This is a genomic window from Hymenobacter sp. PAMC 26628 (genome assembly GCF_001562275.1).
Taxonomy (GTDB): domain Bacteria; phylum Bacteroidota; class Bacteroidia; order Cytophagales; family Hymenobacteraceae; genus Hymenobacter.
In genome coordinates, this window is sequence record NZ_CP014304.1 from 3,994,796 (window position 1) to 4,010,452 (window position 15,657).

A 15,657-nucleotide genomic window follows, 5' to 3' on the forward strand; every position below is an offset into this window, starting at 1 on the left:
CTGTGCGCCACCCGCTGTTCTTCATAGGTTTCTTATTTGCGCTGGCCAGCGGCGGCATAGCCGCAGCCAGCCTGCTGGGGGTGCCTGGGGCCGCTATGTTGCCGGGGCCCGCTGGCCTGCTGTTGCTGGCCAGCGACTTGGGCATACTGCTTGTGTTGGCGAGGTTGTTTTTTCGGCCGGCGGCCGCTTTGCCGCGCCGCGTCGAAATCCAGAGCTTGCAGCGCTTGGTGCAAATCGTGCAGCACGGCCAAACGCCGACCGAGGTGTACCACATCCTGCTCGAATCAGCGGTGCAAACTGTTCAAGCCGACGCCGCCTGGCTCGACCTGAGTCCCGACTACGACAACAACCGTTCCGAAGCAATTGCGCAGTACTACCACCTCGCCCCGGCCCAGGCCGATGCCCTGCGGGCAGGACTCCGCGTACTGGGCCCCGGTAGCGAAGAACCCGTCATCAACGACTTGCGGCTGCACCCTGGCTTTGCGGGCACGGCCCCCGACTTTCGCTCCCTGGTACGGCTGCCCCTGCACGGGCGGCTCCTCGAATACGGTACGCTGTATTTGCTAAAAGCGGAGCCTAAGAAGTTTGACAGCGAGGACCTTAGTGTGCTTCAAACTTTCGCCAGCCAAGCGGTGCTCAGCATCGAAAACCTAGCGCTGGCCACCATCGCCCTGCACAACCAGCGCACCCAGGAAGAGCTAAAGATTGCCTCCGAGGTGCAGGATAGCTTGATTCCAAAGAAGTTGCCGACCGACGACTGGTTTGAAATCAGCACCCATTCGCTGGCGGCGAAGGAAGTAGGCGGCGATTTTTACGATTTTCTGCTATTGCCGGGCCGGCGGCTGGCCGTACTCATCGGCGACGTAAGCGGCAAGGGCATTACGGCCGCCTTCCACATGGCCCAGATGAAGGGCATTTTCCACGCCCTTATGCAGGGCAACCCGCTGGCCAAGAACGAGCGCGACCGGTTTCCGGTGCCCAGCCGCTTCATGACGCAGGCCAACGCCGCCCTGGCTCACTGCCTCGAACGCTCGTCGTTCATTACCTCGTCGCTCTACATCATTGATTACGAACAGGGGGGCTTTATGTTTGCCCGCGCTGGCCATTGCCACACGCTGTACTACCACGCTCTGCGCGAGGAAGTATTCTACTTCCAGTCTACGGGCTTGGGGCTGGGCATTATCCGCAACGACAGCTACGAGAAGCACATCAATAACCAGTTTTACGACTACGGGCCCGGCGACGTGATGGTGATTTACACCGATGGCATTGTGGAAGCCCGTGGCACCGGCCAGGAAGAATACGGCGAGGACCGCCTCAAGCAGCGCCTCGAAGAGTGCTACTACCAGGATGCCGATGCCATCAAGTGGTTTATCTTGAACGACTTGAACGGCTTTACTACCGGCCAGCCCATCCACGACGATCAAACGCTCCTAGTGGTTAAATTCAAAGCTGTCCAACCTGAACCGGTGGCCTAACGTATCGGCCTCATCATGAAAGTAACCGCCCAACCCTCCGCCGATTCCCTGCTGCTCCTCCTCGATGGCGAACTGGACGCCAGCTCGGCCGTGCTGCTCGACACTGAATTCAACAAGCCCGACTTGCTCGATTACCGCAAAGTCCTCATCGACTGCGCCAAGCTCAGCTACATTTCGTCGGCTGGCCTAGGTGTCTTCATTTCCCATTTGCAGCGCCTGCAAGACAATAATGTAAAGCTGGTGTTCTTTAACATGCAAGAGAAAGTGTTCAACGTTTTCGAAATCCTTGGCCTCGACTCGCTGATGACTATTGTGCCTACCCAAGCTGAGGCCGTGGCCGCGTAGTGGAGCTTTGGTTTGGGGCCCCAGTGGCGCCCCAAACCAAAGCTGTTCCGGGCAACGTTAATGACACGCTACCAATAGCAATTAGAAAATTTCTGATGAAGGACGTGCTCCGCATTGAATGCTCGCGCCGCAACCTGCAACAGGTGCGCGACTTCGTACGGGGTTTTCTCAGCCGCCGCTCGGTACCCGAACTGTTGATAAACCAAGTGGTGCTGGCCGTAGACGAGGTGGTGGCCAACTTCATTATTCACGCCAACAGCGAAGACGAGCAGCAGTTCATCGACCTGGAACTGGTGGTGGACGGGCGCGTGCTGAGCGTAGAAATTGCTGACAACGGCGACACCATTTTTCTGCCGCACCCCCACACGGCCCCCGATCTGCCCGAATACATTCGGCAGGGCCGCAAGGGCGGCATGGGCATGGCCCTGGTGAACCGGCTGATGGACCGGGTAGAGTTTTTCACCCGCGACCACCACACCGTTTGCCACCTCAGCAAGGAGCTGGTGTGAGGGCCCCGGGCCCCGGCGCGGGCCCTTCATCGGTTGGAAATTAGTTAATTTCGCCATTGTTCGGGTTAGGCCCAGCCGGCGTTGGGCTAGCAACCGGGCCAGGCGAGCTTCTTTTTTCTCTTCCATGCACATACGTTTTTTGCACGTCGGCGCGGCCGCCGTGCTGTTTTTGGCGGGCTGCCAGGCCACCAAGCCTCAGGCCACCGGGCCTTCGCAACCTACGGCCACCGGGCCAGCCGTTGAAACCCTGGGGCCCGTAGCGGTGCCAACCAGCGAGTTTGCCTACGTGTACCGCAAAAACAACGGCACGGCCGCCGACTACAGCACCCGCGCCAGCGTGGCCGAATACTTGGATTTGTACACCAACTTCCGCCTGAAGGTGCTGGAAGCCGAGCGCCGCGGCCTCGACACCACGCAGGCCTTCAAGCGCGAGCTGGAGGGCTACCGCCAGCAGCTGGCCCAGCCCTACCTCACGGAAAAAAGCGTGACCGACCAGTTGGTGCGCGAGGCCTACGACCGCCTGGGCCAGGAAGTGAGCGCCGCCCACATCCTCATCCGGGTGGCGCCCGACGCGGCCCCCGCCGATACCCTGGCCGCGTACCAGAAAGCCATGGCCCTGCGCCAGCAAGTGGTAGGCGGTGCCGACTTTGGGGCCCTGGCCCGGCAGCAGAGCGAGGACCCTTCGGCCAAAGAAAACGGCGGCAGCCTGGGCTACTTCACCGCTATGCAGATGGTGTACCCGTTTGAAACGGCCGCCTACAAAACGCCCGTGGGGCAGGTGTCGCCGCCCATTCGCACGCGCTTCGGCTACCACCTCATCAAGGTGAACGACCGGCGGGCGGCGCAGGGCGAAATCAAGGTGGCTCACCTGATGGTGCGCGTGAACACCCACGCCCCGGCCGCCGACTCGCTCACGGCCAAGAAAAAAATCGATGAGCTGTACGCCCGCCTGCGCAAGGGCGAGGGCTGGGACAAGCTGGTGGCCCAGTTTTCGGAAGACGCGGGCTCGGCCGCCAATGGCGGCGAGTTGCCACCCTTCGGCACCGGCCGCATGATTCCGTCGTTCGAGGCCACCGCCTTCCGGCTGCAAAAGCCCGGCGACATTGCCCCGCCCGTGCAGACGCCCTACGGCTGGCACATCATCAAGCTGCTGGAGCGGCAGCCGGTGCCGGCGTTTGCCACGATGGAAACGACGCTGAAAAATAAGGTGGCCAAAGATTCGCGCTCCGAGTTGAACCGGGCCGCGTTCCTCAAGCGCATCCGGCAGGAAGACCAGTTCCTGGAAATTCCGGCCGCCAAGACCCAGGCTTTGGCCCGGGCCGATACGTCGCTGATAGCCGGCCGCTTCAAGTACACCGCGCTGGCTACGCCGGCCGATGCGAAGCGTAAGAAAGCCAGCGGCGCCGATAACTTGGTGCTGTTCACCATCAAGCAGCAGCCTTACTACGTGCGGGACTTCCTGCAATACGTGGCCCAGAACCAGCGCCCGCGCCCGGGGGCCCAGCCAGCTCTCGTGATGGAGCAGCTCTACGACCAGTACGTGGACCAGCGCCTGACCGATTTCGAGAAAAACTCGCTCGACACTAAGTACGAGGACTACCGGATGCTGGCCAAGGAGTACCGCGACGGCATCCTACTATTCCAGCTGATGGACGAGAAGGTATGGAGCAAGGCCATCGAAGACTCGGTGGGCCTAAAAAAGTTCTTCGCCGCCAACCAGGAAAAGTACCAGTGGGGCCCCCGGGCCCAAGCCACCGTGGTTAGCGCCGCCACGCCAGCCCTGCGCAAGGAGGCCATGCAGTACTTCATGAAAACGGCCACTGCCTCGGCTGCTACGGAAGTTCGGATGCCCACCACCCAGGGCGTACCGGCCAGCGTGGGTTTCCTGCCCCGCACGGCTACCCTGCGGCCGGCCAGCACCACGGCCCTGGAAACCCTGGCCAAACAAATGGCGGCCGATACTTCGTTGAAGATATTTACCAATAGCCCCAAAACGACCGGGGCCTTGGCGCAGCAGCGCACTGCACGCATCCAGGCGTACTTAGCGGGCAAAAGCATCAGCGCCGACCGCCTTATGCTGATGAGCGGCGGCAAGCGGCCAAAATCAGCATCGGCCGACGCGCTTTACTTGAGCGGCGCTACTTCCAACCCCGTTGCCATCGAGCAGCATTTCAACACCAAGAACCCGCTGGCGGTGCAAATCCAGCAGAAGGCGTTCCAGAAGGGCGACAGCAAGGCGGCCGACCAGTTTCTGACCAGCGCGCCTGGTACCTACACCACCCAACTCGACGGCCGCTACTACGCCGTCATCGTGGCCAGGCAGCTGCCCGCGGGCCCCAAGGCGCTGTCCGACGCCCGGGGCCAGGCCACCAGCGACTACCAGAATTTCCTGGAAAAAGAATGGATTGCCCAGCTCCGCCAGCAGTACCCGGTGCAAGTGAACCAGGCCGAGGTAGACAAGCTCATTACTAAATAACTAGTTGGCAATCAACTCTTTTAAGTAAAAAATAATTGTTTTCTAAAAGCCCCGGCCCGCTGGCCGGGGCTTTTGGCTGCTCGGCGGGTTGCAACCAACCTGGGGCCCCGGGGCTCCTTTTGTTGCCGCGGGCCGTTTTGTGGTGAAATTTACGGGCCGCTTTGAGCGTTGCGCGGGCGTGGCAACGCGGGCGGCGGTAACTTTACGGCCCGGTTCCAACCGTTATCCTGAAATAGTTAAGTGATTATGCACAATCCATTGAATCGGCTGGTGGCCGCGGCGCTGTGCGCCCTGGCGTTGGTGCTGGGCGGGGCCCCAGCGGCGCAGGCCCAGCTGGGCGTGAGCCGGCCCAAAGGCCAGGACCTGATCGACGGCATCATCGTGAAAGTAGACAACCAGATTGTGCTGCGCTCCGACGTCGAAAACATTTACGCCCAGGAAACGGCCCGCGCCGAAGGCAAAGCCCTGCCGCCCGACCTGCGCTGCAAAATTTTGCAGAGCTTGGTGCTGAACAAACTGATGCTGGCCCGCGCCGACGTGGACTCCGTAACCGTGACCGACGCCGCCGTAGATGGCGAGCTGAGCCGCCGCATGGCCTACTTCGTGCAGCAGGTGGGCTCGGAAAAAAAGCTGGAGGAGCTGTACAATAAGTCGGTGAAGTCGCTGAAAGACGACCTGCGGCCCCAGGTGAAGGAGCAGCTAGTGCAGCAGAAAATGCAGGAAACCATCACCGGCAAGCTCGCCGTGACGCCCCGCGAGGTGAACCAGTACTTCACCCGCATCCCCAAAGACAGCCTGCCCTATTACTCGACCGAAGTGGAAGTGGGCCAGATTGTAGTGCCCGCCCAGGTGAACGACGCCGCCAAGCAGGCCGCCGTGGCCAAACTGAACGACTTGCGGGCCCAGGTGCTGGCCGGCGCCAGCTTCGAGGAACTGGCCAAAAAGTATTCGGAAGACCCGGGCTCGGCGGCGCAGGGGGGCCTGCTGGGCTTCTTTAAGCGCGGCGAATTGGTGCCCGAGTACGAGGCCGCTTCGCGCAAGCTGGAACCGGGGCAAATGTCGCCGGTGGTGCAGTCGCAGTTCGGTTTTCACCTCATCCAATTCATTGAGCGCAAGGGCGACAGCTACTCCACGCGCCACATCTTGCTGAAGCCCGCGACGGGTGCCTCCGACGCCAGCGCCTCGGCCAAGAAGCTAGCCCGCCTACGCACCCAGATTCTGTCGGACAGCATCAGCTTCGCCAAAGCAGCCAAGGACAACTCCAGCGACAAGGCCTCTAGCTCGAACGGCGGCTTATTGGCCAACCGCCAGGACGGCGGCTCGCGCCTGCCTCTCGACAAGCTCGACCCGGCCATCTTCTTCACCATCGACACCATGAAGGTGGGCCACATCACCCCGCCCCTGCCCTACCGCACCGACGACGGCAAGGACGCCATGCGCATCCTGTATCTGAAATCGAACACGGCACCGCACCAGGCCAACCTCGACGACGACTACCAAAAGATTGCCGCTGCCGCGCTCAACGAGAAGAAAAGCAAGGCCCTGGACCTGTGGTTCGTGAAAAACCGCGGCACCGTTTACCTCGAAGTGGTGCCCGAGTACGCGCAGTGCAAAGTGCTCGACGTAGAATTATAACGTTTTTTTTAGTTGTCAGTTTTTGGTTGTCAGTTGCCAGGTTCTCTAGCAAGTTTACCTCGTACTGAAAAACCAGCAAATGAATGAGGGCAATGTTAGGACGTATTACCTAACAACTGACAACCAACAACTAACAACTTAGATGCAGAACGACAAAGAAGCCGCCGACGCCCTCGCGGCCCACTACCAGGCCCTGCGCCGCGAAATCGGCAAGGTCATCGTGGGGCAGGACGAGGTGGTGCGGCTGGTACTCACGGCCGTGTTTGCGCAAGGCCACTGCCTGCTGGTGGGCGTGCCCGGCCTGGCCAAAACGCTGCTAATCCAGACCATTGCCGACGCGCTGGATCTGTCGTTCAACCGCATCCAATTCACGCCCGACCTGATGCCGAGCGACATCGTGGGCTCGGAGACGCTGACCCAACAGCGCGAGTTTCAGTTTGTGAAGGGCCCCATCTTCGCCAACCTTGTGCTGGCCGACGAAATCAACCGCACGCCGCCCAAAACCCAGGCTGCCCTGCTCGAAAGCATGCAGGAATACGCCGTGACTGTGGCCGGGCAGCGCTACCCGCTGGCGCGCCCGTTTTTCGTACTGGCTACCCAGAATCCCATCGAGCAGGAAGGTACCTACCCGCTGCCCGAGGCCCAGCTCGACCGTTTCATGTTCAACGTGCAGTTGGGCTACCCCAGCTACGCCGAGGAGCTGAACATCGTCAAGAACACCACCGCCGACCGCCAGCACACGGTAAGCAAAGTGCTGACGGCCGCCGAAATACAGGCCTACCAGGCCCTAGTGCGCCGCGTGCCCGTGGCCGACAACGTGGTAGAATACGCGGTGAGCCTGGTGCACAAAACCCGCCCCCAGGGCGAGCGCGCCGCCCCCCGGGCCCAGCAGCTGCTGGAGTGGGGCGCGGGGCCCCGCGCCTCGCAGTACCTAGTGGTGGCCGCCAAGTGCAACGCCCTGATCAGCGGCAAGTACTCACCCGATATTGAGGACGTGCGCGCCGTGGCCCTGCCCATTCTGCGCCACCGCTTGGTGCGCAACTTCAAGGCCGAAGCCGAGGGCGTGACGGTGGAGCAGATTATCAAAGAATTATTGTAGTTCGCCATGCAGAACGCAGTGAAGCATCTCTTCCGCGGTAGTAAATATTGATTACTTACGCAGTAGAGATGCTTCACTGCGTTCTGCATGACGTTCTTTTTCCCCGCTAGAACATGGAAGCCCAAGCCAACTACCAGCAATTTGAGCGCAACGTGCGCATTATCCTCGACGCCCTGGCCGCCGGGCTCGACTTGCGCGCCACGGCCCTCGAAACCAGCCTGCCCATCGAGGTGTACGTGCTGTGCGAGGTGCTGAACCAGGGCGCCGGTGAGCAGTTCCGCCTCACCACCGAGGGCGTGGCCCGGCTGGGCGAGTTCGAGCAGCAGTTTATGCAGCACGAGGGCCCCGCGCTGGCCGCCGTCCGGCACATCCTGGCCGATAAGCGGGCCCTTATGGCCACCCCCGAAGGCCGCGTGCTGACCAAGGAAATGCTCATCCGCCGCCTCGAATTCTTCAACGAAGCCGCCCGCCAGGTGAACGTGATGCGCACCCAGCACATGCTGGGCAGCCCCCGGCAATACGCTGGGCAATAGGTTCAGGGGCCCTAAAAAGCAATAAGGCTGGCCCAGCGGATAATCCACCGGGCCAGCCTTATTGCTTTTTAGTCTAATACCTTACTTTTTCACCGCGGCCAGCGTGGCCATGTCGATGACGAAGCGGTAGGGCACCTTGCCTTTTTCCACGTCGCCGAAGGCTTGGTTGATGTTCTTGATGTCAATCAGCTCCACGTCGGCCGTAATACCGTGCTTGCCACAGAAGTCGAGCACTTCCTGGGTTTCGGCGATGCTGCCGATGAACGAGCCGGCTACGCTGCGACGCTTGCTGGCCACCAGCATGTTGTTGGTGCCCGACGCCAGTTGCTCCAGCACGCCCACCAGCACGATGTGGCCATCGCGCTTCAGCAGCTCCACGTAGGGGTTCACGTCGTGCTTGACGGGGATGGTGCTGAGGATGAAGTCAAACTTTTCCGCGTGCTTAAGCATAGCCGCGGGGTTTTTTGAGTAAATCACGTCGTGGGCCCCTATTTCCCGGGCGCGGTCTTCCTTACCCAGCGAAGAGGTGATGACCGTTACCTCCGCGCCCAGGGCCACGGCTAGTTTCACGGCCACGTGGCCGAGGCCGCCGAGGCCCACTACGGCTACTTTCTGGCCGGGGCCCACTTTCCAGTGTTTCAGAGGCGAGTAAGTGGTGACGCCGGCGCACAGCAGCGGGGCCACGCCTTGCAACCGGTGGCCCAGGCTGGTGGGCACGCTCAGCACGAATTTTTCGGTCACCACCAGGTGGTCCGAGTAACCACCGTAGGTGTTGGTACCGTCGGGCTTGAAGGGACCGTTGTAAGTGGCCAGCATGCCGTTTTCGCAGTATTGCTCCTCGCCCTCGGCGCAGGAAGCGCAGTGCTGGCACGAGTCGACCATGCAGCCCACACCCACCAGGTCGCCCACCTTGTACCTGGTGACGTGCTCGCCCACGGCCGTGACGCGGCCCACAATTTCGTGGCCCGGCACGCAAGGGTACAGCGAATTTTTCCAGTCGTTGCGCACTTGGTGCACGTCGGAGTGGCACACGCCGCAGTATTCGATGTGGATGGCCACGTCGTGGGCCCCGGGTTCGCGGCGCTCGAAGTGGAAGGGGACTAGTTTAGCTTTGGCGCTTTTGGCAGCGTAACCGATGGCAGCGGACATGGGGAGGAGGTTGGTTTTGGAAAAGGACGGCGGGGCCCACGGCCGAGGCAGCGGGGCTAGTTTGTACTCCCCCGCCCCGCGCCGGGTTGCCACGGTGGGGCTTATTGCCGCCCATTTATTCTGGAGCCCTGTGGCTGGTTGGGGCCCCGGCGCACCACTGCCGGACGTTTTTTGTCGTACTTGAGGCCATGCCGCTTCCGCGTACCCCCCTGCTCACCGACCGCCTGCTCCTGCGCCCTTATGAGGCGGCCGACGCCGACGCGTTTTTCGCCCTGCTCCAGCACAACCACACCCGCCTGCACACCTCGTTTCCCGACCGCCTGCGCACCGTGCCCACCGCCGCCGCGGCCCCTGGGGCCCTGGCTGCCTTCGCCGCCGATTGGCACAGCGGGCGCTTCTACGTGCTGGGCATCTGGCTGCGCGCCACCGGGGCCTACATCGGCGACATTTGCCTGATGCCCCTGAGCGACGCGCAGGCCGAAATTGGCTACTACTTGGCCCGGGAAGCCGAGGGCCACGGGTATGCCCGCGAGGCCTTGGCAGCCATGTGTCGCTTTGGTTTCGGGCCGGTGGCCAGCCGTCGCCTGCTCATCCGCTGCTTTGCCGACAACGCCCGGGGCCAGGCAGTGGCCCTGGCCGCCGGCTTCCACCTCGAAAAGCCCGTCCCCCGCCGCTCCTGGTTCCGCAACGCCGACGCGGTAGGCCTCATCTACCGTTTCGTACAGGAAAAATCAACGAGCGAGTCGGCAAATTAGTGAGTCGGCGAATGTGTGAATGCACATTACTACTCATTAGACTTATTCCTGAATACAGTAAAAAAGGCCGTCATGCTTCGACAAGCTCAGCATGACGGCCTTTTTTATAACGTTTCTAATTCATTTTCATTCACCAACTCACTCAATTACCTACCCACTACTGCCCCACCCGGGCGCGGCGGCCTACGTTGCCGAGCAGCCATTCCTGCCGAAAATTGAGGTAGAAGCCAAACGAGAAATCCAGCAGCTGCCGGTTGAAATCGTACACCGGCTCCACGCGCACCGTGAGGGCCGCCGCGTCGGAAATACGGAAGTCGCGCAGCAAGCGCACCAGCAGCAGGCGGCGCTCAGCATCGGTATAGCCCGGCGTGCCGTAGCGCGAGGCAATGGATTGGTAGTAGGGGCCCCCGAGCGGTGCATAAAATTGGTGGCCCTGCCAGTAGCTCAGCATCACGTCGAGGTAGCGGGTTTCGAGCGTGCCGTTGAGGTACAGCCCGTTGCCAGTTTGGTACGGCAGCCGGTAATTCGAGAACGAGTGGTCGTCGAAGGCCACGGCGTAGGCATTTAGCCGTACCGCTTGCAGCACTGCGCCGTGCAGCGGCACGCGCGCCACCACGCCCGTGGCGTAGTTGAACAGCGTTTGGATGGGCGCGTGCAGCGTGTCAATCTGCCCGCCGTGGTGCCGGGCCGTGAACTGAAACGGCACGGACACGTCCACTGGGCTCTCGGGCCGGGTGAGGCGGAAGCTGCTGCTGAGGCCCCCGGCAATCTGCTCCTGGTAATTGCTACCCGGGTACTCCTGCTTCAGCCAATCCACCCACACGTCCAGCGCCACGCGCCGGGAATTCAGCCGGTACTGCAAGCCTTCCTCCAGCGGCTTCAAAATCACCCGCTCAAAATCGAACAGCGGCTCGATGTAGCCATGGTTGAGGTTCGCCCGGATGTTGCCAAAGATGAACTGGTGGGGCCCGTGCGTCCAGGTGGCGCGGTAGGTGGGCCGCACCTGCCGCAGCGTGGGGTTGCCAAAATCCTTCCACAAGAAAACGCCGGCCTCCAGGCGCAGCTCCTTGGTGGGGTAGTACACGAGCTGCGGGTTGAGCTGCGTGCCAAACAGCGTGTAGCCCTCCACAATGTCGTTGAAGTACTCGTTGTCTTTGAAAAACGTGAAAGCGTTGAGGCTGATGCGCAAATCGCCGGCCTGGGGCGTGGCTCGACTCGCCGCCGTATCAGCGTCTTCCGCAAGTTGCGAGGGGTTTTTACCAAACTTGGTGCGGCCCGGCTCCGGCGAGGTAAACGCCCGGTTATCCAGTTGCGCCTGGGCCTCGCCAGCCGTAACCAGCAGGGCCCCAACGGCTACTAAAATTCTTAGAAAATTCCCCATATATTTCCAACCCCAATGGCACAAAACCGGGGGCCCCAGTGTTAGAAAAAGCCGCCTATAAACAGCAGTATCGCAAGCCTTGGTTTTGTGCATATTGGCTGGGCGCAACCCACCAAAACCCCTTAACTTTACCCAAACGTAATTCCTTTTTTCCAACTCCCTCCCACATGGCATTAGCACCCTCCAAGGCTTTCAAAGCCGATAAAGCCGAAAAGGCGGACAAACCCGAAAAGAACGAGAAGGGCGAAGTGAACGTCGCCGCCGAAAAAATGAAGGCCCTCCAGCTGACCCTCGACAAGCTGGACAAGGCCTACGGCAAAGGCACGGTGATGAAACTCTCCGACAACAAGGTGGGCGACATTCCGAGCATTAGCACGGGCTCGCTCTCGCTCGACATTGCCCTGGGCATTGGCGGTGTGCCCCGCGGCCGCGTGGTGGAAATTTATGGTCCCGAGTCGTCGGGCAAAACCACCCTGACGATGCACATGATTGCCGAAGCGCAGAAGAAAGGCGGCATGGCCGCGTTCATCGACGCCGAGCACGCCTTCGACAAATCGTACGCCGAGAAGCTCGGCATCGACACCACCAACCTGCTCATCGCCCAGCCCGACAACGGCGAGCAGGCCCTCGAAATTGCCGACCAGCTCATCAGCTCGGGCGCCATCGACATCATCGTAATTGACTCCGTGGCTGCCCTCGTGCCGAAAGGCGAATTGGAAGGTGACATGGGCGACTCGAAAGTGGGCCTGCACGCCCGCCTCATGAGCCAGGCCCTGCGCAAACTCACCGGCACCATCAACAAAACCGGTTGCTGCTGCGTGTTCATTAACCAGCTCCGCGAGAAAATCGGCGTGATGTTTGGCTCGCCCGAAACCACGACCGGCGGCAACGCCCTGAAATTCTACGCTTCGGTGCGCCTCGATATTCGCCGCATTGGCCAGATCAAGGAAGATAAGGACAACGTGACTGGCAACCGCACCAAGGTGAAGGTGGTGAAAAACAAAGTGGCGCCGCCCTTTAAAGTGGTCGAGTTTGACATCATCTACGGCCAGGGCATCAGCAAAGTGGGCGAAATTGTTGACCTCGGCGTCGACATGGGCATCATCGGCAAATCGGGCTCGTGGTTCAACTACGGCGAAACCAAGATTGGCCAGGGCCGCGAGGCCGTGAAAACCCTGCTGCTCGACAACCCCGAGCTGGCCGACGAAATCGAAAAGAAAATCCGCGACATGGCCAAGGGTGACGTGGACGTCATCCCCGTGGACCTGACCATTGTGGAGGACGGCGAAGACACGCTGTAAGGCCCGCCCGAGCGGCGCGGCTGAATTCTGGGGCCCTGGGCTTTCACTTTCAGCCGAAAAGCTTTCATTAAACCAAGTAAAAGGCCCGCTGCAATCCGCAGCGGGCCTTTTCGCGTTTTTATTTGGGGCCTGGCACTGCATTTGACCAACGCCGGCTGGTGGTTACGCCTTAGATTTACCCCTTCTGCTTGTTACATGCGCCGCTGGATTTACGCTGCTCCGTTTGCTTTGCTGCTCCTGGCTGCCCAATCGGCCACGGGGCCCGGCGAGGCCGTGCGCTACCTGCCGCAGGCCAGCTTCGGGCGCGGCGAGGTCATCAACTACAAGGTGCACTACGGCCTTATTAATGCCGCTGAGGCCACGGTGGAAACCAGCGGGGCCCTGGAGCGCGTGGCCGACCGCCCCTGCTATAAGGCCACCGTGAGCGGGCGCACCATCGGCTCGTTCGATTTCTTTTTGCGCATCCGCGACCAATGGCGGGCCTACATCGACACGACCAGCATCTTGCCGCTGCGGGCCCAGCGCGATATTACGGAGAAGGGCTACCACAAGAAGGAAACGGTGGACTTTGACCAAATCCGCGACGTGGCCGACGTGCAGGACCACAACAAAGAAAACCCCACCCGCACCTCGGTGAAGGTGGCCAACAACTGCCTGGAGCTGGTGAGCGGCTTTTATTACCTCCGCACCCTCAACCTGGAGCGTATGCACCCGGGCGATATGGTGCGAATGCCGGCCTACTTCGACGGCGACAACTTCTTGCTCGAAGTGGTGTACAAGGGCCGCGAAGCCGTGGAAACCAAGGCCGGCACGGTGCGCGCGTTCAAGCTGGTGCCCAAAATGCCCGCCAACAAGATTTTCAAGGGCGAAAATGCCATTTCGGTGTACCTCTCCGACGACCGCAACAAGATTCCGGTGCTGTTCCAGGCCGAGCTGTTTGTGGGCGCGGTAAAGGTGGATATGTACCAGTACCGCGGCCTGCGCAGCCGCCTGAACATGGTGCGCTAGCCGGCGGCGGGGCCCCGGACCCACGTCACACAAACGTAACACTGCCTTGGCGCAACGCGGCGGTAATTTTGTGGCAACATTCCACCTAAGCCCCCGCGCCATGAGCACTGCGAAACCGCCCGTTTACAAAGTTCTGGTGGTCGACGACGACCCGGACATTGTGGAATTGTTGGAATTCAACCTGAAGAAGGAAGGCTACCTCACCGCCTCAGCCGGCGACGGACGCCAGGCCCTGGAGGTGGCCGCCGCGTTCGGCCCCGACATCATTCTGCTCGACGTGATGATGCCCCACCTCGACGGCATCGCCGCCTGCCGCCTGCTGCGTGAGCAGCCCAAGTTCAAGGACACCTACATCCTGTTCCTGACGGCCCGCGCCGAGGAGTTCTCCGAAGTGGCCGCCTTCGACGCTGGCGCCGACGACTTCATCGCCAAGCCCATCAAGCCCCGGGCCCTGCTCAGCCGCCTGGCCGCCCTCAAGCGCCGCGACCAGGACCCCCACGCCGCCGTGGAAGCCATCGAAATCAACGGCTTGCGCATCGACCGCACCGGCTTCGCTGTGTACCAGGAGGGCCGCAAAATCACGCTACCCAAGAAGGAATTTGAGCTGCTGGCCTTCCTGGCCGCCGCGCCCCACAAGGTGTTCAACCGCGAAGAACTGCTCCAGAACATCTGGGGCAACGACGTTTTTGTGCTGGCCCGCACCGTGGACGTGCACGTGCGCAAAGTGCGCGAAAAGGTGGGCGACCACCACATTCAAACCATTAAAGGCGTGGGCTACCGCTTCAATGCGGACTAAATTTGATGTGAAAATGTGAGAAAGTGGCGGGCTGTGAAAATGCGTTAAAACGGCTGGGGCCGACATTTTTCATATTTTCACATTCGTCCTATTCAGCGCATTAAATCCATGGATTTCTCTTCCCGCACCGTTGCCATCCTCATTGCGTTGCTGGTGGCGGGCGTGCTCACGGCGTGCGCGCTGGTGGTGCCGGGCTTGCCGCAGCGCGAGGCGTTTCTGGCGGGCGGCATTACGGTGGCGGCGTGCTTCCTGCTGGTGTATTTGACGTTTGAGGCCCTGATTTTCCGGGAAATCAACGGCATCTACGCTGGCTTGGAGCACATCAAGCGCAAGGAGTTCAAGAAGCTGAGCAACAAGTTCTTGTTTCGGCCCGAGCCAGTGAAGCGGGTGCGCGACGAGATACTGCAAATGGCCGAGCGTCGGCAGCAGGAGATTGACGAGCTGAAGCGCCTCCAAGCCCTGCGCCGCGAGTTCCTGGCCGACGTGTCGCACGAGCTGAAAACGCCGCTTTTTGCCGCCCAGGGCTTTGTGCACACCGTGCTCGACGCCGAGGGCCCCGACGACATCGACCCCGCCACCCGGCACAAGTTCCTCACCAAAGCCGCCACCAGCCTCGACACGCTCGACGCACTGATCCAGGACTTGGTCACGATTTCGCAGCTTGAGCAGGGCGTGGTGCGCCTGCGCCGCCAGCGCTTCGACTTGGTGGCCCTGGTACACGAAATATTCGAGCTGGTGGAGGAAAAAGCCCGCCGCCGCGGCACCACGCTCGAGCTGCTGCCGCCCAAGTACGCCACCACGGGCCTTGCCGTCGTGGCCGACCGCAACCGCATCCGCCAGGTGCTCATCAACCTGATTGACAACGCCGTGAAGTATGGCCGCGACCAGGGCCAAGTGCGCGTATCGCTGCTGGAAAGCAACCGCGGCGTGCGCATTGTGGTGCGCGACGACGGCCCCGGCATTGCCCCCGAGCACCAGGTCCGCATCTTCGAGCGGTTCTACCGCATCGACAAAAGCCGCTCGCGCGAGTCGGGTGGCTCGGGGCTGGGGCTAGCCATCAGCAAGCACATCGTGGAGGCCCATAAGTCGAGCATCCGCGTGAAAAGCGCCGCGGGCGAGGGCACCACCATGGAGTTTAAGCTATCCAAGCCCAAGGTGGCCCCGGGGGGGGCCTAGCCTGATGCGGCCCCCT

General features: G+C 61.3%; 14 protein-coding genes. 12 read left to right on the forward strand and 2 right to left on the reverse strand.

All coding sequences use genetic code 11. The features are described from left to right. Positions 1 to 2: 2 nt before the first annotated feature. The 7 genes from AXW84_RS17320 (at position 3) to AXW84_RS17350 (ending at position 8,075) form a co-directional block, all read left to right on the forward strand. Positions 3 to 1,478, forward strand: a complete 1,476-nt coding sequence (locus AXW84_RS17320; protein WP_068236103.1) for a PP2C family protein-serine/threonine phosphatase — start codon at positions 3 to 5, stop codon at positions 1,476 to 1,478. Between the two features lie 15 nt (positions 1,479 to 1,493). After that, the gene (locus AXW84_RS17325) at positions 1,494 to 1,823 is read left to right on the forward strand and encodes an STAS domain-containing protein (protein WP_068236107.1); all 330 of its coding nucleotides are present in this window, start codon (positions 1,494 to 1,496) and stop codon (positions 1,821 to 1,823) included. A gap of 95 nt (positions 1,824 to 1,918) precedes the next feature. Further along, positions 1,919 to 2,332, forward strand: a complete 414-nt coding sequence (locus AXW84_RS17330) for an ATP-binding protein (RefSeq protein ID WP_068236112.1) — start codon at positions 1,919 to 1,921, stop codon at positions 2,330 to 2,332. 124 nt (positions 2,333 to 2,456) lie between these two features. Next, entirely contained in the window at positions 2,457 to 4,808 is a 2,352-nt protein-coding gene (locus AXW84_RS17335; protein WP_068236115.1) for a peptidylprolyl isomerase, read from the forward strand. Between the two features lie 246 nt (positions 4,809 to 5,054). After that, positions 5,055 to 6,443 (forward strand): peptidylprolyl isomerase, encoded by a 1,389-nt coding sequence (locus tag AXW84_RS17340; RefSeq protein WP_068236117.1) that lies wholly within the window; start codon positions 5,055 to 5,057, stop codon positions 6,441 to 6,443. A gap of 142 nt (positions 6,444 to 6,585) precedes the next feature. Continuing rightward, on the forward strand, positions 6,586 to 7,542 hold the full coding sequence (locus AXW84_RS17345; RefSeq protein ID WP_068236118.1) for an AAA family ATPase: 957 nt from the start codon (positions 6,586 to 6,588) through the stop codon (positions 7,540 to 7,542). Positions 7,543 to 7,655: 113 nt separating this feature from the next. Next, entirely contained in the window at positions 7,656 to 8,075 is a 420-nt protein-coding gene (locus AXW84_RS17350) for a hypothetical protein (protein WP_068236120.1), read from the forward strand. Positions 8,076 to 8,156: 81 nt separating this feature from the next. Here the strand turns inward: AXW84_RS17350 and AXW84_RS17355 are convergent, their stop codons facing one another. After that, positions 8,157 to 9,224 (reverse strand): NAD(P)-dependent alcohol dehydrogenase, encoded by a 1,068-nt coding sequence (locus AXW84_RS17355; RefSeq protein ID WP_068236122.1) that lies wholly within the window; start codon positions 9,222 to 9,224, stop codon positions 8,157 to 8,159. Between the two features lie 188 nt (positions 9,225 to 9,412). Between AXW84_RS17355 and AXW84_RS17360 the strand changes: the two genes are divergently transcribed. After that, positions 9,413 to 9,979 (forward strand): GNAT family N-acetyltransferase, encoded by a 567-nt coding sequence (locus AXW84_RS17360; protein WP_068236125.1) that lies wholly within the window; start codon positions 9,413 to 9,415, stop codon positions 9,977 to 9,979. A gap of 157 nt (positions 9,980 to 10,136) precedes the next feature. On the opposite strand, the gene AXW84_RS17365 is transcribed toward AXW84_RS17360, so the two are convergent. After that, a complete protein-coding gene (locus tag AXW84_RS17365) occupies positions 10,137 to 11,360 on the reverse strand; it encodes a hypothetical protein (RefSeq protein WP_068236128.1) in 1,224 nt (407 codons plus the stop codon). A 269-nt stretch (positions 11,361 to 11,629) separates the two neighbouring features. On the opposite strand from AXW84_RS17365, the gene recA reads away from it, so the two are divergent. The 4 genes from recA to AXW84_RS17385 all read left to right on the forward strand — a co-directional run bounded on the left by recA (position 11,630) and on the right by AXW84_RS17385 (position 15,641). Further along, positions 11,630 to 12,661, forward strand: coding sequence for a recombinase RecA (recA, locus tag AXW84_RS17370; protein WP_236943355.1), 1,032 nt, complete (start codon positions 11,630 to 11,632; stop codon positions 12,659 to 12,661). A gap of 195 nt (positions 12,662 to 12,856) precedes the next feature. Further along, positions 12,857 to 13,669, forward strand: coding sequence for a DUF3108 domain-containing protein (locus AXW84_RS17375; protein WP_068236130.1), 813 nt, complete (start codon positions 12,857 to 12,859; stop codon positions 13,667 to 13,669). A gap of 100 nt (positions 13,670 to 13,769) precedes the next feature. Beyond that, positions 13,770 to 14,465: a response regulator transcription factor gene (locus AXW84_RS17380; RefSeq protein ID WP_068236133.1), complete on the forward strand. Its 696-nt coding sequence runs from the start codon at positions 13,770 to 13,772 to the stop codon at positions 14,463 to 14,465. Between the two features lie 108 nt (positions 14,466 to 14,573). Continuing rightward, positions 14,574 to 15,641 carry a sensor histidine kinase gene (locus AXW84_RS17385; RefSeq protein WP_068236136.1) on the forward strand — a complete coding sequence of 356 codons (1,068 nt, stop codon included), beginning with the start codon at positions 14,574 to 14,576 and terminating at the stop codon, positions 15,639 to 15,641. Positions 15,642 to 15,657 lie beyond the last annotated feature (16 nt).

Excerpts from the sequence above, each read along its gene's own strand:
- AXW84_RS17325 (WP_068236107.1), top strand. The coding sequence starts at position 1,494 with ATGAAAGTAACCGCCCAACCCTCCGCCGATTCCCTGCTGCTCCTCCTC.
- AXW84_RS17330 (WP_068236112.1), top strand. The coding sequence starts at position 1,919 with ATGAAGGACGTGCTCCGCATTGAATGCTCGCGCCGCAACCTGCAACAG.
- AXW84_RS17335 (WP_068236115.1), top strand. The coding sequence starts at position 2,457 with ATGCACATACGTTTTTTGCACGTCGGCGCGGCCGCCGTGCTGTTTTTG.
- AXW84_RS17340 (WP_068236117.1), top strand. The coding sequence starts at position 5,055 with ATGCACAATCCATTGAATCGGCTGGTGGCCGCGGCGCTGTGCGCCCTG.
- AXW84_RS17345 (WP_068236118.1), top strand. The coding sequence starts at position 6,586 with ATGCAGAACGACAAAGAAGCCGCCGACGCCCTCGCGGCCCACTACCAG.
- AXW84_RS17350 (WP_068236120.1), top strand. The coding sequence starts at position 7,656 with ATGGAAGCCCAAGCCAACTACCAGCAATTTGAGCGCAACGTGCGCATT.
- AXW84_RS17355 (WP_068236122.1), bottom strand. The coding sequence starts at position 9,224 with ATGTCCGCTGCCATCGGTTACGCTGCCAAAAGCGCCAAAGCTAAACTA.
- AXW84_RS17360 (WP_068236125.1), top strand. The coding sequence starts at position 9,413 with ATGCCGCTTCCGCGTACCCCCCTGCTCACCGACCGCCTGCTCCTGCGC.
- AXW84_RS17365 (WP_068236128.1), bottom strand. The coding sequence starts at position 11,360 with ATGGGGAATTTTCTAAGAATTTTAGTAGCCGTTGGGGCCCTGCTGGTT.
- recA (WP_236943355.1), top strand. The coding sequence starts at position 11,630 with ATGAAGGCCCTCCAGCTGACCCTCGACAAGCTGGACAAGGCCTACGGC.
- AXW84_RS17375 (WP_068236130.1), top strand. The coding sequence starts at position 12,857 with ATGCGCCGCTGGATTTACGCTGCTCCGTTTGCTTTGCTGCTCCTGGCT.
- AXW84_RS17380 (WP_068236133.1), top strand. The coding sequence starts at position 13,770 with ATGAGCACTGCGAAACCGCCCGTTTACAAAGTTCTGGTGGTCGACGAC.
- AXW84_RS17385 (WP_068236136.1), top strand. The coding sequence starts at position 14,574 with ATGGATTTCTCTTCCCGCACCGTTGCCATCCTCATTGCGTTGCTGGTG.